This window comes from Peribacillus sp. S4 (genome assembly GCF_046715815.1).
Classification (GTDB): Bacteria; Bacillota; Bacilli; order Bacillales; family DSM-1321; genus Peribacillus; species Peribacillus frigoritolerans.
Map to the genome: position 1 here is coordinate 2,919,810 of NZ_CP175708.1, position 22,826 is coordinate 2,942,635.

Consider the following 22,826-nt stretch of genomic DNA (forward strand, 5'->3'; position numbering starts at 1 on the left):
AATTATATATAGATGCACTTCAGTATTTTCATTAAAAATACGAAATTAATTAGGTGAAACCTTTATCAAGCACACGGAAAAGATCATGAAGGTTTATGAGTTTACTATTTGTCCCGAGTTTGTAAGACATAGAAATAAGCGAACTTCCCCTTAAGGAAAGTCCGCTTTTTATAAATTTCAAGAAAAGTTCACCTGTTCTTCTTATTAATTTGGCAAGATGATCATTTGGTCATCCAATCTAATATCGTCAATCGACCAAAACCAATTATTTTTCGCATTATGCATTCTCCATTGTAATTTCATAGAAGATGCATCTTCAGGAACCTTAATCGATTTAACTTCATACTTATTCAAAACATGTCCATTTTTATTATCCGAAGCTGCTTTATTGTCATAAACGAGAACTTGTTGTTTTTCCCCATTATCAAAGACAGCAGTTACTTCAGCTGTTTGTGTTCCTTCTTGTTTATAGTGAGAAGCAAATCCTACGTATAGATCTTTTGCACCCTCAACTTTTACAGAAGGGGAAGTTAATGTACTATCAAAAAAGCCTTTTGATGCTGGTGAACCGTTATCATCCCATTCATCAGGATCCGCTACTGCTATAACACCTTGTCCAAGTTCAAATTTGCTTCGATCTTGGTCTTCCGCTTTTGTCCAAAATTCCTTTGTTGTGAAGCTCCACCCTTGCCACTCCTCTGTACCAGCTGGCATATTCGAGCTATTTGTAACCGACCAGCCGTTAGGAGCTGTATGGCTCCAACCTAGAATGGAACTTGGAATGTTTTCACTCACTGCTGGCTTTAATGCAGAGTCCAATTGGTCAAAACTTTCTCCAAGCTTCATGTTGACGAATATATCTATATTCTTGGAGCCAATTATTTGGCCTCCCTCGTAAGCAGTAATCGTGAATTGTGAAGAACCAGAACTTTCTTTACTAGGTATAGCTTTTATTGGCAAATTCTTTTCTTCAGATCCTGAAAGCTCATATTCAAGTTCATTGTGCTCCACACTCCACCCTTCAGGTGCATCAACTTTAATTTTTCCTTTTACACTATCATTTCCAAAGTTTTTCATCTTCACTTGGAGTGTAGTCGATTCACCTGTCGTTACCAATGATGGAGAAGCTTGTGCAGAGACCATTTCCAGTCCTTTTGTCTGACCATCAGCCAGTAACACCATTTTACTGCTATTATTAAATGAATCCAGTGCTTGTACCTTAATTTCATAATCTGTTCCTGGCTTAAGTCCGGTTACAGGGAACTCTAAATTCTTTGGCACAGGATCAAGATAGAATTCAGAAAATGCGGTGAAATCTGCGTCTAGCTCCCCTGATTCCTTGTTTTTGGCCGTTATGTGATAAGAATGTACGAGCACGTTATCTTTCGCCTGGGGAAATGTCACATTTAAACTTCTTAGTGTCGATTTTTCTTTTACAATCGAAGCCTTGTCTTTACCTGCAAAAGACGGTGACAACTGATCTCGGTCGTCTGTATATTTAAATTTATTTTTTTTAGAAGGATTTTTTATTACCCATGGTTTTCCTGTCCAATCGTCTTTATGAAAGTCACGTTTTTTAATTATAACTTCATTATTATATACTTCTACAATCATTCCTTGACTAATATCCCGATATCCTTCTGGATGAAACCCTTGAAGTTTACCCGGTTCTAATTCCAAATAACTCACAGAAGACGTGCCAACAGACGTAAAGTCTTTTTGATGAATCGTTCTCGGGTCCTCAAGTGGATAATGAGAATGGCCTGAAAATGTAATAACTTGTGGATGTTTCTTTAACGTATCATATAAAAGTTCTTTGTTTTCCTGAGTCCCCCACAAGTCACTTCCATATACAGTGTCTTTAATGTGTTGATGAAGAAAAACAAAGATTGGTTGGTCCGGATTCTCTTTTTCTGCTGCAGCTAACTTTTCACCTAGCCAGTTAATTTGATTAACAGAATATAAACCATGCGTATTACCATTTTCGGGACTTAACGTAATAAAATCATATCCATTAACTTTTTTATGATAGTAAAGGGAATCCATTCCTGATTTCTCGAGAAAACGATCTTGTGCTTTTTCAACGGAAAGTCCATTCCAATAATCATGGTTTCCCATTGTAAACATGGATTGGACATCAGCTTGTTTCTTCTCATTATAAATGGAGAAGAACTTATCATATTCAGTAGCGTATCCATAGTCCGTTAAATCCCCAACGACCACAAAAGCATCCTGTTTAGGCGCAGCTTTGTTTAATTGATCCATGGCTGTTCTAAACTTGTTCATATCAGCAGTTGATCCATCATCAATATGTACATCACTGATTACAGGAAAAACGAGCTCCGGTTTACGTTTATTTTCTGAATTTGAAGATTCCGAGAATGCTTGTACACTTGATAAAGAAGTTGTTACTCCTACCGTTACAACTGTCAACATTGCAGCAATTTTATTTTTCGCTTTCAAAATCAATTCCTCCTATTTATCGTTTAGCCACTTACATTATGTAATCATTTTGAAAATAGACAAATATCCTCCTCATTTTTAAATTTTTGGGTATTAACAATTAAAATACTACCTTTGCATTATTAATAAAATATAAGAACAATGTAATTTATATATTAATAAATCAAAAAAAGGCCTATGGCCAGTATTCGTTCCATTAATGATTTAAAACAAAAATGACTCTAGGCAAAAGTGTTCTATCTAAAAGGTAAGACAAAGTTGATTGGAGCGGGTGTACGAGACTCCTGCGGGAAAAGCGCGTCTAGGGGAGACCCCGCAGGCGAAAGCCGAGGGCCGACCGCCCGCGGAAAGCGAGTGCCCTACGTTCCAATCAACCTCCAAATTGTACAAGCCATAAAAATAGACAAACTCGATTTTCATCGAGTTTGTCTACAGTCTGAGGCATTCGGAAAGAATCCCGAATGCCTTTTATGAATTTAATCGCATACCATGCTTTTTGAATCAGCGAAAATACGATTGCAGGTAACTACTTAGTTTGAACCAAGACAATTTCGTCAATGATCGGAATCTCCCTTTTTAATAAAGATAAGAAAGTGTCTTCAATTATATTGTCGATTTCACAAACCGTTATGGCAGCACCATTGATTTTGGAACGTTCATTGGCCATACGTGCTATATTGATCCCTTTTTGATAAAGAATATCCGATAATTCTGCAATAACCCCTTTTTGATCGGAATGACGAATCACAAGTGTTGGCCGTTCTCCTGAAAATTTAAATGGATATTCATCGAATTCCTGAACCTCCACTTTTCCACCGCCTAAAGAGCTGGCCAAAACCTTTACAGTACGTGCGCCCCCTGTCAATTCTACGAGAACGGTATTCGGATGATAGCTTCCAAGCACCCTTTTCGTGAATTCATATTGTAAGCCATTTTCCTCAGCAATTTTTTTTGCATTTGGAATGCCATCATCCATGGTAGATAGCCCAAGAACACCGGCCAATAAAGCTAGGTCTGTACCATGGCCTTGATAGGTTTCGGCAAAAGAGCCCATCAGCGAAAACTTTACATATATTGGATTTCCATTTAAAAGCTGGCGGGCAATATTCCCGATCCGAACAGCCCCGGCTGTATGAGAACTCGAAGGGCCAACCATTACGGGCCCGATGATTTCATACGCACTTTGGTATTTTGCCGGCCCACTGCCACTAGTTTTTCCGTTTAGAATCTGTTTCTTTAGTTTTTGCCCGGTCGGAGTTCCGGCAAGACCGCCAATCCCGGTTTCTCTCAACGATTCTGGCATATGCTGTCCGACTTCATGCATCACATGGATCACTTCATCCGGTGGGATGACGCTGGCTATCCCGGCTAAAGCCATATCTGCTGCGGCTTGGGCGGTAATTGCATGTAAACCGTTGCGGATGATGCACGGAATTTCCACCAGCCCTGCAACCGGGTCACAAACCAATCCCAATGAATTTTTCAAAGCAATTCCGACGGCATTTCCAACTTGCATTGGGGTTCCACCGGCAAGCTCCACCAGGGTGCCGGCTGCCATCGCGGTTGCTGAACCGATTTCAGCTTGGCACCCGCCGGCTGCCCCTGATATCGAAGCTTTATTTGCAACAACTAAGCCGAGGGCAGAAGCAGTGAATATGGACTGGACAATCTGCTTTCGGGTAAATTTCCCGCTGTCAAGGGCGTGAACAAGGACAGCGGGCAAAATTCCCGCTGAACCAGCTGTTGGCGTCGCCACTATCCGCCCCATTGCAGCATTTACTTCTGATACCGCGAGCGCATTTGCTGCAGCATTCAATGTTCTGGGATTGACAAAGGAATTCCCATTTTGGGCATACTGATGAAGTCGGTTTCCATCCCCGCCCGTTAAACCAGTACGCGACATGACTGGACTTAATGTACCTCTGCGGACAGCTTCCTCCATTACTGTAAATTGTTTCGACATTTTTTCGAAAATCGTCTCCCTGGAACAACCTTTCTGTTGTACCTCTGTATTGATCATTAATTCAGAAATAGTTGATTTTTCCTGCTTTGCTAGTTCTATTAACTCTTTTAAATTAGTGAAAGACATCCGATCACTCCTTTACAAGAAGAAGGTCCCCACGCCGCAAGCATAAGAACCATCCCCCCTTTTTTCCTTTTGTCTACTTCTGTCCAAAATATTCTGCAACAACAGCTGCCATTGCCTTTGCCGCGATGATCAAGCTGTCTTCATTAATGACGAATTTAGGATGATGGTGTGGATAAACCGGACCAACATCCGGCTTTGCGCCAACATAAAACATACTGCCTGGAATCTTCTGCAAATAGTATGCAAAATCCTCCGATCCCGACATTGGCGGCGTTTCCACTAATGCTTTGATTTCAGGAATTCCGGCCTTTTCAATCCCATTTACAACAAGTTCCGTCATGGCTTTATCATTAACTAAAACAGGGTAATCATGTGAGTATATTAAGTCATAGGTAATATCAAATTCTTGAGCAAGCCCCGCTAAAATTCGCTTGAATTCCGTTTCCACTGTAGCACGAACTTCACTGGACATGGTTCTAACGTCTCCTTCAAGTTCCACGCTGTCCTTTATAACATTAAATGATCCCTTTCCATCAAACGAGCCGATCGTTACTGTCGCCATATCAAAAGGATTGATTCGGCGACTGACGATCGTCTGGGCTGCTACAACAAAGTGGCTTGCTGCGACAATACTGTCATTGCTTGTATGCGGCATCGAACCATGTCCGCCTTTTCCTTGGATTTTCACTTTGAAATACGAGCGCCCGGCCTGCATTTCTCCAGCACGATAACAGACTTCCCCAGTCACCGATAGTGACATGAGGTGAATACCGAAAATACTATCCACACCTTCTAAACATCCATCTTCAATCATGGCAATTGCTCCACCTGGAGGCGTTTCTTCCGCAGGCTGATGCAAGATAACGACGTTTCCTCTTAATTGGTCTTTCATTTCGATTAATGCTTCGGCTAAAATCATTAAATAGGCAGTGTGCCCATCATGACCGCAGGCATGCATAACACCTGGATTGCTCGATTTAAATGGTACATCTGCTTCTTCCATAATTGGCAGTCCATCAAAATCGGCACGCAGGGCAACTGTTTTACCAGGGAGTCCGCCCTCGATTGTCACAACCACTCCATATCCGCCAACATTTGTCCGTATCATTACACTCTTATTTTTATAAAAATCAGCAATGTATTGAGCCGTTTTTTCTTCTTTAAAAGATAATTCAGGATGTTGATGGAGATATCTGCGAATTTCTATCATTCTTTCTTTTTTCTCATCAAGTTTTTGCAATAATTGATCTAACATCTTTTTCCCTCCAATTATTTTTCAGTTTTAACGGTAAGTAACACTAGACCGCATATTACAACGGCTATTGCCAAGGTGATAAATACGATGGAAAACGAGCCACCTGCCATGGAAATTAAAGCACCGAATGCCATAGGGGCAATAAAACCCCCAAGTGTTCCCCCCGTATTGACGATCCCAATAGATGACCCAATTACATTCTCAGGCAAAATTTTGTGCGGCCATGAGAAAATTCCCACAAAAATCGTAGTTAGTAAAAATGTGAGCACATATAAGAAAGCAATGGATAGGGCCAAGGAATTTGAGAGTACTAAACCAAGAAACAACAAGGATGAAAGGACTGAACATACCATTAACAGTAACTTTTCCTTGCCAGCGAAATATTTTGTCAACAATACACCTGCAAATATGGAGGCTAACGTTCCTCCAATAGCGTTCACTGCCAGAATTATCCCAACCGTACTAATGGATAGTGAAAATTTTGTCTTTAGGAAAGTTGGCAGCCATGACATATTTCCATAAAAAGCCACATTCGCCAGCAGCATGGCGACGAATAAAATAATTACATTTCGATTAGAAATCACTGACTTAAAACTAACTTGTTTCTTTTCAATTTTCGTTTTGGCAGTTGGTTGGCTATTAGGTACCAATAAAGCAACCATAAGTAAAGCAATGGCAAAAAATGTCCCCAGTGCATAGTAGGCATAGTGCCAATTTAAGTCAATCAGCCGTGCCCCGATTACAAACGCAAAAATCCCGCCAATTCCACTCGTTGACAAAATGAGCGATTGAATAAAAGTCCGTCTTGTTTTCGGGAAATTTTCAGCGATCCCTTTTGAACAGCTTGGAGGATAGCCTGCATGGCCAATACCAGCCAAGAAACGAATCAAAATAAACATCAATAAGCTTCCAGCAAGGCCAAATGCAAATGAGAATATCGTAATGAGCGAAAGCGAAAGCATTAGTACCTTTTTATATCCAATCCTATCTGCGAGCCATCCCCCAGGTATCTGCATTAACGAATAACCCAAGAAAAATAAACTCATTATCAAACCGGTTTGACTTGTTGTTAGATGGAATTGTTCTGCAATTGGGATAATTGCAGTCGAAATCATGTTTTTGTCCATGTAAATCATGGAATAACCAGCCATTAAAGCTGTAGTCAACAAAACCCCACCGGTATTCTTTTCCTTTGATACCGAAAGTTTTGCATCGCTTTGCTTCTTAATCGTTCCTTGAGAAACAGACATAAAAGGCTACCTCCGAATTAATATTTATGTAATCGCTTTCTTGTCTTCATTATAAATTTTTAAAGTATTGAAAACATTCCAATCATTGTCGAAAACATCCCCCTTCATTTGCCCTTTTTCATTATCTCGCTTAACCAAACAACAAAAAAAGACCATTACGTTTTAACCTAATGGCCTAATTTCAAAGAGATGAATGGCATTTAACGTCAAAGTGGATTGCAATAAGAGCTCCGAGGCAATGTTTTCCTCATAGATTTGCAAATCTGGATAGGCTCGCTGCTTAAGATACGTAATGATCTCTTGATCATAGATATACTGTTGGTTGAGATTGAGCCAATTAAAGTAAAATGCACCGTTATTTCTATCGAGAATGTATTTGCGAATTTGATAAGTGCCAGAAGGCAATCCTGAAATCATGATTTTCTTTTCCTTTGTTAAAGAGCTCAAAAAGAAACTTTCAACAGAATAAGTGGGATTAACATAGGAATTGTTATAAATTGCTACTTGGTACCCTTGTTTCCCCTTCGTCAGTACAAAGTCCTCCCCTTCAGCTAAAATCTCCAGTCCCATTTTCGCAATTAATTGGATGTTAAAAAACGCCGGACGTTTTATTTGATAATAATAAAGCAGGGCAATTCCATTCATAGCAATATCTTCGTTATCCATATTACTTTTTTCTAACGAATGGGTATCAATCCAAAATCCCAAACCTGAAATCTCTTTTACAACATCAAGCATGTCTTTAAAAATGAGAGCTGATCGAAAAAAAGTTCCGCTTAAATTTACTGTATTACCGTATAGTGTATTCCAGTTTGTCAGGTAAATGGGTGTGCCAGCCAAGCCAGCTGACGAAAGGTTCGCTTTTAATTCCATACACGATTTCTTTATATGATCTTTTACTCCCTTAAAGGAACTGTTATCCATATCGCTAAAGTCAACTTGTTCATTTGGATTGCAGCTAAAGCACACCAGATCAATTTGGTCCATTTGCTTTAAAAATTCAGTAACAGGGACTGATAAACCTTTTTCTAAGGAAAATGGCACATGAACTCCGACTTTTGTGGTGGAAGCCCACTTTTTCACAGTTTGAAAGTATTGTTGATAAAAAGTCCGTGCTGTTTGGTCCCACTTTGCGAAAACCAATTCAAATTGCCATTTCCCGACATAGGCATCGCCAAAATAACTGACAGAATGCTGTAAAAATTCATCTAACATCTTTATATAATCCGGACAGCTTACGACTTCCTTTTCAAATTCCACACTAATGAATGGAATTAAACCCAGTCTTTGAAACTCGTTAAATAACGCATCAATCTTATAATACGGCCCCCCTATCTGCAAAAGCGGGTCCATTATCGCAAACGAGGGGGAAAAAAGGTTCGTGAAATAGGCATATTCAAAATGCAGCTGCTCCTGAATTAGCCTTAATTCTGCTTGGACCTCTTCATTTAAGGCATATTCCAGCTGTCCCATCACCAGTAATCGCTGGGCTTTATCCCGGACAAGAACAGGTTCTTCCGGGAGGTTGATATGTACCGTCGAAACCCCCGATTCTTTCACCGTAACATTTTGGTCCTTTTGCGAAATATACTTGCTCAATTCAATTAAAAAGTGCGGTGAATTCACCAAGGTATATTGTTCGCTTATATTATTTACTTCCTGGAAAGGTTCTTTTTTATGAAGACCTCGATATTCGGCAGGTGTTTGATTGTACATTTCCTTAAAAGCCTTGTTAAAAGCTTTCACATTAGGAAAACCATTATTTAACGAGACTTTCATGATGTTATGATCGGTATATAATAGCTCATGAACAGCTGATTTCAAACGGGTTTGCTTTACATATTGTGAAAAACTGACACCAACAGCCTGCTTGAAATAACGGGACAAATAGTATAGTGATAAATATTGCCGTTTGGCAATCTCTTCCAAAGACATCTGTTTGCGATGATTTTTTTCAATATAAGTAAGGATGTCCCTAATTCTATCATCCTTCAATTCAATAAATCGATTGTGACCGAGATGTGTGGTTTTGAAATTCCGGATAAAGAGTGTAACTAACTTGTATATCAGGCTGTTGATTTCAAGTACACTTCCATCCTGCTCTTGGTAATGTGCGATTAAAATTTCAGCCAAGAGTTGACGGATTTGATCAAAAAGAAGATATAACCCATTATCCTCTTTGGATGAATGGCAGTCGAAATAACACACATGAATATCCTGATAAAGCTGCTCGATGGAATTAAGGGGAATTTGCAGCAATAGAACCACATTGTCTTCATGCCCCTTTACGGAATGGACATCATTGGCATTAATTAGCAGGAGATCATTTTCCGCCAAATGCCAGGAATCTTGATTGACCATGACCTCGACTTCTCCCCGGATTACGAAAAGAATTTCAATTCCTAAATGGATATGCTGAGAGTGATGGCGAATATTTTGCAAACTGATTTGATAAGAATCTTCTATTACTGTTCCAGACATGAACATTCACCTTTTTTACTGGGATTTTACCACTGCCCATCAAGCTTTAGTAAATCATTATCATACGTTACTTTTATGTAATAAGATGGTAAGTAAGGTTTTTAACTCTTAGAGTAAGAAAAAGCAGCTCCCCGCTTATTGAATTAAGGCAGTTAGAACAATAAAGGATGAGCCAAAACAGTCACATAAAAGCATGTGATATAAATTTTCATAACCAGTGTTTTGGATATTGTCTTGTTTGAAATAAATTATTATATATCATCGATATAAAAACTAATAATAAAGTGCCTATTACAATTGAAGTCAGGAATCCCCAACCAGCTTGAGAATTGATCGAAACAAGGGCACTAGCTGCTGCGGGCGGGTGAACAGTTTTTGTAAAAGTCATTATAATTAATACAATTGCCAATACGAGACCGATAATGAATAAGCTTTTACCAAAGATGCTCCAAATGATAAGAGCTATTGTTGTAGAGATAATATGTCCTCCAATAACATTACGGGGTTGTGACAAGAGACTTTTATGCGCACCAAAAACAATGACACAGCTCGCCCCAAGAGGAGCTAATGCCATCGGATACCCTAAATAGACAGCTATAAAACTAATAATGATTATAGCAATGAGCCCACCCATAGCTGAAACAAAGGAATCGATATAATCAATTCTATCCTTTTCCCTAGCTTCACCCTTCATTTTCTTTAAATATGCTGTTAGAGCTATGTTTTGTTGATTGCTCCAACTTTTTTCAACACTTTTTTCGAATTCCATAATTTCTATTTTCCTCACGTTTTCTAAGTAATCGACAAGTCACAGGTTTTTTATATATTGTTATCTTACAGGAAAACAATGAATTTTTAAATATATTTCTGAATATTCATTTATTGATTCCCGTAAAACAGTTATCATCCCCCACTTTTTTGTCTGTGAACCTTTCAATATTCATTGGCATACCATTAAGGATTTACAGTAAAAGAGAGTATAGATTAGTATCAAATGAAACATCATTTTGGTACAGATAATTTCTTAATATCCCTTCCTTTTTGAAACCTAAATTGATCAACAATTTGTTGGATGCTTTATTTTCAATAAAAACAATTGCTCCAATACGCGTTAGTTCAAGCTCTTTAAAACCATAAGAAATCACTTTACTGACAGCTTCTGTTGCATAACCATTACCCCAATAATTCGGAAAAAGTGCATAGCTCAGTTCTGCTCTTTTATGTTCATGAGACCATTCTTGAAATCCAATCGTTCCAATAATGCCCTCCTTTCCTTTCCATTCAATTCCCCATTTAATTCCATGTTTTTCTTCGTAACTCTTTGAAAAATTCCTAATGATTTGCTTCACCTGATCTGTATTTGTTAATGGAGTTTGCCCATAATATCTTAATACATCTGGATTGGAAAAACATTTTAAAAGATCTGCTGCATCACCTTCAACCAATTCTCTCAAGACCAACCGCTTTGTTTCTAAAATCGGAAACATTTTTTCACTCCCTTTGCTATAATTAGATCTATATCGTACCAGCGGCGCACCTCAATAACACCCGTACCCAATACTTCCTAAACCGGCTGCCTTATAATTTAGAACACACCCTTATCTTTTTAAGGGCTTCGTTGTTTTACCCATCAGGATTCCTCATTATGTTCCATAGTTATTACGACATTTCCCTTCTTGTGTCCTTTCTCAACATACCTATGGGCTTGAACTAATTCTTCAAACGCATAACATCTGTCAATGATCACTTTTAACTTCCCTGCTTCAACAAGCTCCTTGAGGAAGTTTAGAGCTTCGGGAGTTTCTGGTGAATTTTGACTCAATATCAGCTTCTTGCCGGTTGTCAATTTAGTCCATAGCATTCGAACACCAGGTACCGGTACAGTGACATTTAGATAGGTTCCGTCCTTCTTCAACGATTTCATACAAGCTGAAAACGTACTCTTGTTTACCGCTTCAAAGATAACATCATAGGTCTCACCATCTCTGGAAAAATCCTCTAAAGTGTAATCGATGACCTTATCGGCTCCAAGAGATTTTACCAATTCTACATTCGCGGTACTGCAAACCCCTGTAACTTTTGCTCCGAAATACTTGGCAATTTGTACTGCATAACTTCCTACACTCCCTGAAGCACCATAGACAAGAACCTTTTGACCACTATGAACGTTAGCTTTTCTAAGATAAAACAATGCTGTACGTGCCCCGATTGGAATGGCTGCGGCTTCCTCAAAAGATATATTATTAGGTTTTATGGAAACGGGCCCGTCTTCACGCAAGCACTTATACTCGGCATAAGCACCATAGCCCACTTGGGAAGCGGCAAAAATCTGGTCACCTGCTTTAAACAGCTTGACATCTTTGCCCACTGACTCAACTTCTCCAGATAACTCCAAGCCCAATATGGTTTTCTTGGGACGTCTTAATCCCATAATAATCCGAGCTGGCAGCCAAACAGAGAGTGGAACTGTAAAGCTCCGTGACCGAATATCCCCCATTGTTACCGTTGCCGCTTTTACTTTTATCAGTATTTCATTCTCCTTAGGATCCGGTTTTTCTACCTCTTTCAAATGAAGAACGTCAGGGGGACCGTACTTGGTGTACACGATTGCTTTCATTAATCCTCCTCCATTTCGTTATATTCACTTAAAATTCACTAACCTTCAATAACTGTACTTGAACTATCCTGCTCCATTCGGTTGAATAAAGAATACCGATTTGTAGAAATGGAAAATTGATTATTCCGGATACATACTCTACAAAAAGCAATCAACATTTGAATAATATCTTTAAACGCGTTTACATTAGCTTACTCGCCTTCATTTATCTTCATGCCACTAATAAGAACTCAGCCACCTTAGGTCGAGTTAACTAAAAAGTCGCGTTAAGTACCTCCCTGAGCATTTCCTGGCTTAATCCCATACATATTAATCTATCTTCATCTTTTGTATGGGGAGTTCTAACATTTTTCGCAGGAGAAACTGTGTTCTAAGAATATGGTTTTATTCCTATTTTCAGCGGATCGAACTGGCTAAAGATTTCTTCGGCATCATATGCCTAATAATCGGCTCACCCCCATCATCTCGACTTACATGTATTTAATGAAGTTTTACTCCAATTTATATTTCCATTTTAATTCCTATTATTATAAGAAAAAATCCATTCGTACCGAATGGATTTTAATCAATCATTAGCTTCCCTGATGCTTAATGATAAAATGTAATGCCCTTCGTACTTGCTATCAATCCACAACAGCTTTTTAGGTTGATTATCACCTAAAACCTAGCCACTCTGTCTATGAAGCACTGCACTTTTATGATGTTCAGCATATAATATTAGTCTGATTATCAAATTACATAAAGTTCTCCCCCCTAAACGATTATGCTTTCATGTTTTAGATTCAATAAAAGCAGCAGCTCCCGCCACAGCTAAGACCAATAAGATTGGAAAAGCAGCAGGAAAATAATAATAAGTAAGTACAGAAATAAGGGAACACCAAAACCCTACACACCAATAACAACTTAAAAGCGAACCTATGAAATAACGGAGTCCTGATCCTTTTATTTCAATGATTTCCTCCAGTTGTCCAGAGGCATTTTCTTTGATGGTGGCAGTCAAGAATGGTTTTCTGATGAATGAAGTGATTTCGTCAAATACAATTAAATGAGTTAACCGGAAGGTAGCCAATATTAAAATGATAAAATCAAGCCATTTAATAGCCAACACCTATTCGCCTCCTAATCTTCCTTTTAATATTTTATGATTTGAATTTAGATTATATAAATATACATTTATAAATCCCGTAATTTTATTAGCCCAATTTCCAAGAAAAATGTACCCATAAAAAGATATCCCCATAGTATGTTAATGTGTTCAAAACCTGATACTGAAGGGAAAGATGTTTGATGAAAAAAAGAAACGTTAAATCTATTCAGGGCCGACAAGTGGTACCGAACCCCATCGGACCTGAATGTATTCGTGTTACAAAAGTATATGACTGGGTTGTTCTAACAAATCGTGATCGCAATAAAGTTCAAATACCTGAGGCATGTTTTGCAGCAATTGAAGATGCACGTCATGATGGTAATACGATAACAGCTACTTGTTCGGAAGTAGCTGGTACACGAAGCTGTGATTTTATCGGAGCAACTCCAGCTAACATTCCTAGTGTTCCAGGTGCCCAAATTGTTTCCCTTGCCTTCCATGTCCATATCCGCGTTCAATTCTTTTGCAATGGAGAACCACTCCCAGGGTGTAATTTCGTAGTACCTGTTAGTTTCATGGATGAAGTAATCCTATGTTTCCCAGAGGGAACAGAAATCAACTGTAATATTTTCGATGTTCAATGTACAGTTGTTTTAAATCAAATGCTTGGTGACATGGTTGTACTTGATGTGACAATGTGTAAAGATGTTCAAGTCGAGGCTGAGGTTAAGCTAGAGGTCGAGGCTAAGTTCTGTGGACCACGTCCCGTCATTCCAATTGAAGAAGAAGGCTTCGTGTGCCCAACACCACGATTCCCTCAACAATGCCCGACCTTCTTCCCGACATTGAACTGCGACTGCCAAGGTGCAGCAGAATTCGATGGCGAAGCAACCATCCTTGTATTTGAGGACGGTCTAGGTGGTTCAACATCAGGAAACTTAGATTTGACTGCCCTGGTTTGTGACCAATGTACCCTTTCTGGTAGCAGGATTCAAGTTACCTTTATCGATACATTAGGACCTACTCCTACTCCAACTGGAACCCCAGGAGATGCTGATATTGACCAAAGCTTCACGTTTACAGCCAATGACTTTAACCAGCCTACATGTGCTACAGATGCTGCTGGAGTAGTTACTGGGCTTACTGTAACTGGTACTGGTGTTATAACCCCAGCCGGAGGTGTACCAGAAAACGCGACATTCACACTTATTCTAGCTGATGCTGATCCTTTAGGCGATACTGCTACACTTCTAATAACTGGCGCAACTTCAACTGTCACTATTGCTCTGACAGAAGTGGCTAACCCTGGCTTAGAGGTTGAAGCAGGAGATTGCGATCGTTTTCCTGTATAAAAATAAAAACCCGAGGGATGATACTCTCTCGGTTTTTTTTTGTAAAGAAACTTGGAAAGTCTGATACCATTATTTACTTCAACACTTAGTACATGTATCCCGCATTTTAGGCCACCCATTTATTAATTATTAGGTTACATATAGATTCATGTTTTCATATTTATAGAGCATACCTATAAAAGGAGAGAAAAAAATGGCATCTGATAAGCTAAAACGTAAAGTAAGAAGAAAATTAGGAATGCCTAACCTGCAGCCCGCTCAACAACATCAACAATTCACTCCCTCAGCCCTCCAGGTTCGGCCAGTACGGGCAAAAGGTTGTTGTGGAAAAAACAAATGATCAAGGTGTAATATCCGGTACTTTTTACATGACCAATCATGTTAGGCAAAAATTGATTTCTCATTGTAAACGAGAACTTCCTTATGAAGCCTGTGGACTGCTTTCAGGGGGAAATGGTATTGCAGAAACAATTTGGCCAATGGAAAATGTAAATAGGAGCTCCTTTTCCTTCTCGATGGATTTAGATCAAATTCGTCATGTATTTGAACTTATCGATAGGAGGAACGAAGATTTTATCGGTATCTACCATTCCCACCCAACAGATAGTGCTTATCCGTCAGAAGGAGATATTACTTTAAATAACTACCCTGAGGTAGGTCACCTTATTATTTCGTTTGCAAACTCGACCCCTGATTTAAAATGTTTCCAAATAACAGGAAAAAAAGTCTTTCCGATACAATTAAAATTCGTAAACTGAATTTAGTGAATAAGATACTCGCACCTCTTCCTTTATGAATTCAAGGTTGAATTTGCGAGTATTATTTTTTCTTTATTTCCTTACAATGTTAAATTAATTTTTGTTTTCCAATTTAGGAAAACTGATCATTCCACTTTTTTACTAAGTCGGAAAGTTTATATTCTTCTCCATCAAGAATCATATCAAGGGCATGCCCGAAATCAATGGCAACCTTCTGGGTCAATTTTGCAATTCTTGGAGCTAAAATGGTTGCCGGGATCCCAGCGGAAATTAATGCTATTTCCCACTCCTGATTAGACTGAAGCTCATTTTGTACTCTAATTAACTCGTCATACCCATCTAAACCTATACTGCCAGTAATTTGTATGCCTTGTTCTCTAAAAACGATTTCTGCTTCTTTTGAACGGCGTCCAACAAGAAATACCTTCTTATTACTCAGCCATGGCCATAATGTCCCCTCGTCCAAGAGGCTCTGCATGATCCAAGCACAACAAGCTTTCGTAGGCATGAACTTCAGTTGTTCAAGTACAGTTCGAGTTTGTTTTGCCCAAGGATCCAGTCGCCAAGGAGCTATCACCCCAGCAATATCAGTATCCCGCAATGACCGGACCAATTCCCTCCTAATTATCTCTGGTGCATGTGATACGCCCGCATAAGATTCATACCGTTTAAATTCCTGTACAAGTAATCCATTAGCTGGATAGCTTAAATAGCTTATTTCACCGATTCCAAAACGAGCAAGAGAAAAGCCTCTATTCTGTTTTATCGCATGGTCCAATAATTTTATCACTTTCCTATTATCTAATAAGTATTTCTCAAAGTGATAATTTCCTTCAATCACCCCACTCCCACCCCCGGTTTCCTATGCCATTAAATCTATCACCTTATTGTTTCTTCGTTAATAATAAGGAAATTTGATTGTTTGAACTGATTTCCAGATCTTGTTCTTTAAAAAATACAAAAGCCTCTACACGAATATTGCTGTTTTCTTCAGGTTGAAGGACGCTTATTTGTAAGTTAGTTAAAGATTCTGTTTGCCTAGGGTTTATATTTTTAGATTGAATTGGACATATCCAGGTTTCACCCTTCTCCATTTCTTCAAACCATTCCTCATTCATATATTGCCACCCTTTTGTTTCTTCATTTTTCATGACCCCCAAAGTTTCGGCAACATTGGGCGGCAATATTTGCCCAGATATTTTTATACTTTCTGAAGGGCTGGAACGCAGACAGATAACTGGATTCCGCAAAACCTCCGTACCTATATTTTTAATATGAAGATTTCCAATAAGCTTGATTTTGTTACGTTCTTCAAGTTCTTCAATAAAAATATGATAATCTAAAAACACTTCTGCTTCTTTTCTTTTAGTAATAGTTGGTTTCTTTAATAAAAACTTTTTCTTTTCTGGTAAACTTTTTTCTTTTTGCATGGCAGGCTCTAAATTTATCCCAGTTTTTTCAGAATGAATAAACATGTTTGAGAAAATTTCAATTGGAACTAATGACAAAACAGATAAAGGTGAGCTTTCGTGAAATCTAGCCAATATTCCTATAGTTATGGACATCGCATATTTCTCACCAAGTTTCCCCCAAAAATCTTCATCCGTAAAAACAGGATACATAATCTGTATATTAATAAAAGGGTTATTTGCTCTTCTGACTACCTCATTAGATTTAAATTTTGTTCCAGTCCTTTTACATTCATATTGAAAAATATCCAATAACTTTTTATTAGCAGATTTTGAATTATGAACTAATTCAAGAATGGGCTCTTTTATTCCTGGAATTTCAAAGAGTGAAAAGTATACATGAAAATCAGCCCTTTCTGATTCATTCTTTTCATCCATAATAATCACCTTTGCCCCGCATGCAGATAGGAATGTTTGAATATACTCCAACACCTTCCTTTCTAGAAGGTGCTTTCTAAAGGTGTTATATTTAACATCATAGTCGGATGAAATGACAATCCTTTTACCATGCAATGCAGAACATAATTGTACTTTTTGATTTTCAGTATCTGGCTGCACTTCAAAACCCAATTCCCTAAAAAGATAAGTAAATGCCGGGAGAGACTCATAGGGGATGGTTCCTGCCCCCTTATCTCCCACTTCTACTTTAATGTCCATTTATGTATCCCCCTTTTTGTTAATCCTGGTAGCAGCTTTACTATTTAATAGGATTAATTAATACCGTACGGCTCTTTCCCCACAACCCTTATATCACCCAATATTTATAATATGTAAGAGGAATGAAGAAATGATAAAGAATACACTCGGCAAACTCTAATTCCTTGTGTAAGTTTGTGTATACAATATTAAAAGGAAATGTAGTGCCTCCATCCATGTAAATGAATTTTATGAGGGGAATCAAAAGGTGATAAATATAATCACCTTTTTGAAATACGGTACATATAACTATTATGGAATCATTTATAAAGGGATCAATATTTGATTAAAACCAGTCACATGAATATTGAAAAATTGAAATCAAAGATTTTTCGGTCAAGATGATCATTTTATGAGGAGGAATTTTCTTTTGTTTACCATTACCCCTACAATGATTTGGATGTCGCAGTGTTCCTAATCATGAAGCAACACCAACACTCTGACGAACGGTACTCCACACCCATAAAAATCTTGATAAACATCTCCGCATAGGAACTTCTTGGTCATTTACAGTCGCTCAATCTCAACCTGTCTAATTGATTCCTTATTAGTAATGGCTGGAGATTGCGCCTGTTCACACGTGATCAAAAATAAGGAGTGGTTATTTTGTACACAGATGATGAAAAAGCCAATGAAATTCAAAAAAGCAAATTGAATAAAATAACTCCAGTTCAACTTCAGCAAATGATCATTCATCTTAGATCTGAACTTTCCCTATACAAATCAAAAGTTAATGAATACGAAGTCGATTATAGTAAAAAGAAAATAAGAAAACTAATAAAACACAATGAAGAAATGGTAAATGAACAAAGAACATATCAAGAACTAATCAATCGGAAGGAACATGAAAGAAAGAGTGCAGAAACCAAGGTTCAGAAATTGGAAGAAGAAATTAAGAAATACAAGGCTGAACTACAGTACTTTAAAGAAACCAAAACAAACGACGAAAAGAAAAATAACGACATAAAAACTCTTGGAGATAAGAATAAATTATTACAAAGTGAAATTGCTTCTCTTCAAAAGAAAGTTAAAGATTATGAGTCTGCTCAAAAACAATATGTTAAAAATGAGGAATTTAAAAGCCATGATGGTTTTCAAAAAATGGCGGATGGGCTTACAGAGGTGAAATCCCTTCTTGCTCCAGTCAATAAAAAAATAACTAACTTAGATGTACAAAGCATAAATTTAGAGATTGAGAAATTAGTTGAGAAAGTTATGTTTTATTTTCACGAGCAAAATATTTTCAAAAATGAAATTCAAGAGTTAAGAGGAACCATTCAATCTCTCAACGAAAAAGAAATGAATTATAAAAATGAAATGAATCAGCTTACTAAAACCATTGATCTTTTATACGATCAAGAAAAGCAATATAAAGTGGAGATGAATCATTTAGAAAAAGCACTTTCAGATAAGGAAGAGCATCATAAAAAAGATATAAAAAAATATAAGAAAGAAATTGATCATTACATTTCAAAGATTAGCCAACTATCCGAACAGGAAAGTCAATATAAATTGAATATTGAGAAATTGGAACAGATGATTTCCGAACTAAAGGAAAAAGAAAACTACCATCAACAAGAAATCGAGCAGTTGAATGAAACGATTAGCGATGCATCCCAACAAGAAAATAAATATAAAACGGAGATTGAAATTTTAGAGAAATCGATGATTGAGCTTACTGAAAAGGAAGCGCAGCAGAAACAAGTTATCGAAAACTTTAAACTTGAAATTGAAAATTATAACCAAATGATTGCCCACCTATCCGAACAGGAAAGTCAATTTAAGGTGGACATTGCTAATTTAGAACAGATGATTTCCGATCTAAAGGAAAAAGAGTCCTACCATCAACAAGAAATCCATCAGTTAAATCAAACGATTAGCGATGCATCCCAACAAGAAAATAAATATAAAACGGAGATTGAAATTTTAGAGAAATCGATGATTGAGCTTACTGAAAAGGAAGCACAGCAGAAACAAGTTATCGAAAACTTTAAACTTGAAATTGAAAATTATAACCAAATGATTGCCCACCTATCCGAACAGGAAAGTCAATTTAAGGTGGACATTGCTAATTTAGAACAGATGATTTCCGATCTAAAGGAAAAAGAGTCCTACCATCAACAAGAAATCCATCAGTTAAATCAAACGATTAGCGATGCTTCCCAACAAGAAATTAAATATAAAACGGAGATTGAAATTTTAGAGAAATCGATGATTGAGCTTACTGAAAAGGAAGCGCAGCAGAAACAAGTTATCGAAAACTTTAAAATTGAAATTGAAAATTATACGCAAACAATCGACCACCTATCCGAACAGGAAAGTCAATATAAAGTGAATATTGAGAAATTGGAACAGCTGATTTCCGATCTAAAGGAAAAAGAAAACGACCATCAACAAGAAATCGCGCAGTTGAATGAAACGATTAGCGTTGTAACCCAACAAGAAAATAAATATAAAGCGGAGATTGAAAATCTAGAGACATCCATGATCGAACTTTCCGAAAAGGAAGAACAGCAAAAACAAGTTATCGAAAACTTTAAACATGAAAATGAAAATTATACTCAAATGATCGATCAACTATCGGAACAGGAAAATAAATATAAGGTGGAAATTGCTAATTTAGAACAGCTGATTTCCGATCTAAAGGAAAAAGAGTCCCACCATCAACAAGAAATCAATCAGTTAAATCAAACGATTAGCGATGCTTCCCAACAAAAAAATAAATATAAAGCGGAGATTGAAAATTTAGAGACATCCATGATCGAACTTTCCGAAAAGGAAAATCATCATATACAAGTTATCGAAAACTTTAAACATGACATTGAAAATTATACGCAAACGATCGACCGCCTATCCGAACAGGAAAGTCAATATAAAGTGAATATTGAGAAATTGGAACAGCTGATTTCCGAACTAAAGGAAAAAGAAAACGACCATCAACAAGAAATCGATCAGTTAAATCAAACGATTAGCATTGTAACCCAACTAGAAAATAAATATAAAGCCGAAATTGAAAATTTAGAGAAATCCATGTTCGAACTTTCCAAAAAGGAAGAGCAGCAGACACAAGTTATTGAAAACTTTAAACGTGAAAATGAAAATTATACTCAAATGATCGATCAACTATCGGAACAGCAAAATATATATAAGGTGGACATTGCAAATTTAGAACAGATGATTTCCGATTTAAGAGATCAGGAGTCCTACCATCAACAAGAAATCGAGCAGTTAAATCAAACGATTAGTGTTGTATCCCAACAAGAAAATAAATATAAAGCGGAGATTGAAAATTTAGAGACATCCATGATTGATCTTTCCGAAAAGGAAAATCATCATTTACACGTTATCGACAACTTTAAACATGACATTGAAAATTATACCCAAACAATCGACCACCTGTCCGAACAGGAAAGTCAATATAAATTGAACATTGAGAATTTGGAACAGATGATTACCGATATAAAGGATAAAGAGAACTACCATCAACAAGAAATCGATCAGTTAAATCAAACGATTGCTCTTGTTTCGGAGCAAGAAAATAAATATAAAGTGGAGATTGAACGTTTAGAAAAAGCCATGATCGAACTTTCCGAAAAAGAAGAAAAACAGACACAAGTTATCGACAACCTTAAACATGAAATTGAAAATTATTCCCAAATGATCGGCCAACTATCGGAACAGGAAAGTCAATATAAGGTGGATATTGCGAATTTAGAACAGATGATTATAGATTTAAAGGAAAAAGAGAACTATCATCAACAAGAAATCGATCAGTTAAATCAAACGATTAGTGTTGTATCCCAACAAGAAAATAAATATAAAGTGGAGATTGAAAGATTAGAAAAAGCCATGATTGAACTTTCCGAAAAGGAAAATCATCATATACAAGTTATCGACAACTTTAAACATGAAATTAAAAATTATACTCAAACGATCGACCTCCTATCCAAACAGGAAAATAAATATAAAGCCGAGATTGATAACCTAGGGCAAATGATTATTGATTTTAAGGAAAATGAAGATAACCATCAACAAGAAATCGAACAGTTAAATCAATCGATTGCTCTTTTTTCTGGGCAAGAAAATAAGTATAAAGCGGAAATTGATAACCTGGAGCAAATGCTTATTAATTTTAAGAAAAATGAAGATAACCATCAACAAGAAATCGAGCAGTTAAATCAAACGATTGCTCTTGTTTCGGAGCAAGAAAATAAATATAAAGCCGAGATTGATAATTTAGAACAGACGATTATCAATCTAAAGAAAAATGAAAATCAACATCAACTAGAAATCGATGAGTTAAATCAATCGATTGCTCTTGTTTCGGAGCAAGAAAATAAATATAAAACCGAGATTGATAATTTAGAACAGACGATTATCAATCTAAAGGAAAATGAAAATCATCGTCAACAAGAAATCGATCAGTTAAATCAAACGATCGCTTTTGTTTCGGAGCAAGAAAATAAATATAAAGCCGAAATTGAAAACCTAGAGCAAATGATAATAAATTTTAAGGAAAATGAAAATCAACATCAACAAGAAATCGATCATTTGAATCAAACGATTGCTCTTGTTTCTAAGCAGGAAATTAAATATAAAACGGAGATTGATAATTTAGAAAAGACGATTATCAATTTAAAGGAAAATGAAAGCCAACATCAACAGGAAATTAAGAACTTAACCGGTTCCATAATAGATTTAAAAGATAAAGAAATTAATTATTTACAAAAAATAGAAAATATAAACAAAACGGTAAATGATCAAAAAGCAAAAGAAATACATGATAAAGATGAACGAACAAAATATATTAAACAACGAGAAAAAAATCATTTGCAAGCAACAGGAAAAATGGAAAAACCTTTTAATAATAATGGAATACAACAGCAAGTTGGAAATACTCGTGTTAATATGGAAAATTTCAATTCGCCTAATAACAAAGAAGTAATTAATCAACCAAGTGCGTTTCGATTCTCGAATGAAACAAACCAACAAAAAAACACAACCCAAAATTTTAATAGGCAAACATCAAATTGTCAAATATCCCCTCCCCTAAATAAACCGAGTTACCCGGAATTTGATCGAACTCAACAAAATTATAATTCCGGGATCATGTCATCCTATCAAAAAAAGGATTACCCAGAAACTAAATTTAACAAAACTAATACAGATTCATTTTCCTTAGATATGTTTTATAAAAATCATCCTTTATATAATTTACATTCCGGATCGCAAAAAACAGCGATAGATCCTTTTAAGAATTTTAGGAGGCATTAATAATAACCATTATTTTGAGTATATGTACCCTCACT

At 36.8% G+C, this 22,826-nt stretch carries 14 protein-coding genes; 3 read left to right on the forward strand and 11 right to left on the reverse strand.

What is annotated here, in order from left to right; genetic code table 11:
• Positions 1 to 204: 204 nt before the first annotated feature.
• From ACJ9PY_RS13845 to ACJ9PY_RS13885, 9 genes are all read right to left on the reverse strand, one after another.
• Positions 205 to 2,463 (reverse strand): metallophosphoesterase, encoded by a 2,259-nt coding sequence (locus tag ACJ9PY_RS13845; RefSeq protein ID WP_411738361.1) that lies wholly within the window; start codon positions 2,461 to 2,463, stop codon positions 205 to 207.
• Between the two features lie 526 nt (positions 2,464 to 2,989).
• Positions 2,990 to 4,552 (reverse strand): L-serine ammonia-lyase, iron-sulfur-dependent, subunit alpha, encoded by a 1,563-nt coding sequence (sdaAA, locus tag ACJ9PY_RS13850; protein ID WP_411738362.1) that lies wholly within the window; start codon positions 4,550 to 4,552, stop codon positions 2,990 to 2,992.
• Positions 4,553 to 4,625: 73 nt separating this feature from the next.
• Entirely contained in the window at positions 4,626 to 5,807 is a 1,182-nt protein-coding gene (locus tag ACJ9PY_RS13855) for a M20 family metallopeptidase (protein ID WP_278089487.1), read from the reverse strand.
• Positions 5,808 to 5,821: 14 nt separating this feature from the next.
• Positions 5,822 to 7,057: an MFS transporter gene (locus ACJ9PY_RS13860; protein WP_191930125.1), complete on the reverse strand. Its 1,236-nt coding sequence runs from the start codon at positions 7,055 to 7,057 to the stop codon at positions 5,822 to 5,824.
• A gap of 162 nt (positions 7,058 to 7,219) precedes the next feature.
• Positions 7,220 to 9,538, reverse strand: a complete 2,319-nt coding sequence (locus ACJ9PY_RS13865; protein ID WP_411738363.1) for a helix-turn-helix domain-containing protein — start codon at positions 9,536 to 9,538, stop codon at positions 7,220 to 7,222.
• Positions 9,539 to 9,746: 208 nt separating this feature from the next.
• Entirely contained in the window at positions 9,747 to 10,307 is a 561-nt protein-coding gene (locus ACJ9PY_RS13870) for an HPP family protein (protein WP_057277470.1), read from the reverse strand.
• Positions 10,308 to 10,500: 193 nt separating this feature from the next.
• Positions 10,501 to 11,025, reverse strand: a complete 525-nt coding sequence (locus tag ACJ9PY_RS13875) for a GNAT family N-acetyltransferase (protein ID WP_411738364.1) — start codon at positions 11,023 to 11,025, stop codon at positions 10,501 to 10,503.
• Positions 11,026 to 11,168: 143 nt separating this feature from the next.
• On the reverse strand, positions 11,169 to 12,155 hold the full coding sequence (locus tag ACJ9PY_RS13880) for an NAD(P)-dependent alcohol dehydrogenase (RefSeq protein ID WP_411738365.1): 987 nt from the start codon (positions 12,153 to 12,155) through the stop codon (positions 11,169 to 11,171).
• Between the two features lie 769 nt (positions 12,156 to 12,924).
• On the reverse strand, positions 12,925 to 13,263 hold the full coding sequence (locus ACJ9PY_RS13885) for a DUF1360 domain-containing protein (RefSeq protein WP_328178156.1): 339 nt from the start codon (positions 13,261 to 13,263) through the stop codon (positions 12,925 to 12,927).
• A gap of 218 nt (positions 13,264 to 13,481) precedes the next feature.
• Between ACJ9PY_RS13885 and ACJ9PY_RS13890 the strand changes: the two genes are divergently transcribed.
• The gene (locus ACJ9PY_RS13890) at positions 13,482 to 14,594 is read left to right on the forward strand and encodes a hypothetical protein (protein WP_411738366.1); all 1,113 of its coding nucleotides are present in this window, start codon (positions 13,482 to 13,484) and stop codon (positions 14,592 to 14,594) included.
• Positions 14,595 to 14,917: 323 nt separating this feature from the next.
• A complete protein-coding gene (locus ACJ9PY_RS13895) occupies positions 14,918 to 15,352 on the forward strand; it encodes a Mov34/MPN/PAD-1 family protein (protein ID WP_411738367.1) in 435 nt (144 codons plus the stop codon).
• Positions 15,353 to 15,464: 112 nt separating this feature from the next.
• Here the strand turns inward: ACJ9PY_RS13895 and ACJ9PY_RS13900 are convergent, their stop codons facing one another.
• A complete protein-coding gene (locus tag ACJ9PY_RS13900) occupies positions 15,465 to 16,193 on the reverse strand; it encodes a GT-D fold domain-containing glycosyltransferase (RefSeq protein WP_411738368.1) in 729 nt (242 codons plus the stop codon).
• 43 nt (positions 16,194 to 16,236) lie between these two features.
• The gene (locus ACJ9PY_RS13905) at positions 16,237 to 17,478 is read right to left on the reverse strand and encodes a hypothetical protein (protein ID WP_411738369.1); all 1,242 of its coding nucleotides are present in this window, start codon (positions 17,476 to 17,478) and stop codon (positions 16,237 to 16,239) included.
• A 645-nt stretch (positions 17,479 to 18,123) separates the two neighbouring features.
• Between ACJ9PY_RS13905 and ACJ9PY_RS13910 the strand changes: the two genes are divergently transcribed.
• On the forward strand, positions 18,124 to 22,791 hold the full coding sequence (locus tag ACJ9PY_RS13910; protein ID WP_411738370.1) for a hypothetical protein: 4,668 nt from the start codon (positions 18,124 to 18,126) through the stop codon (positions 22,789 to 22,791).
• The last annotated feature ends 35 nt before the right edge of the window (positions 22,792 to 22,826 follow it).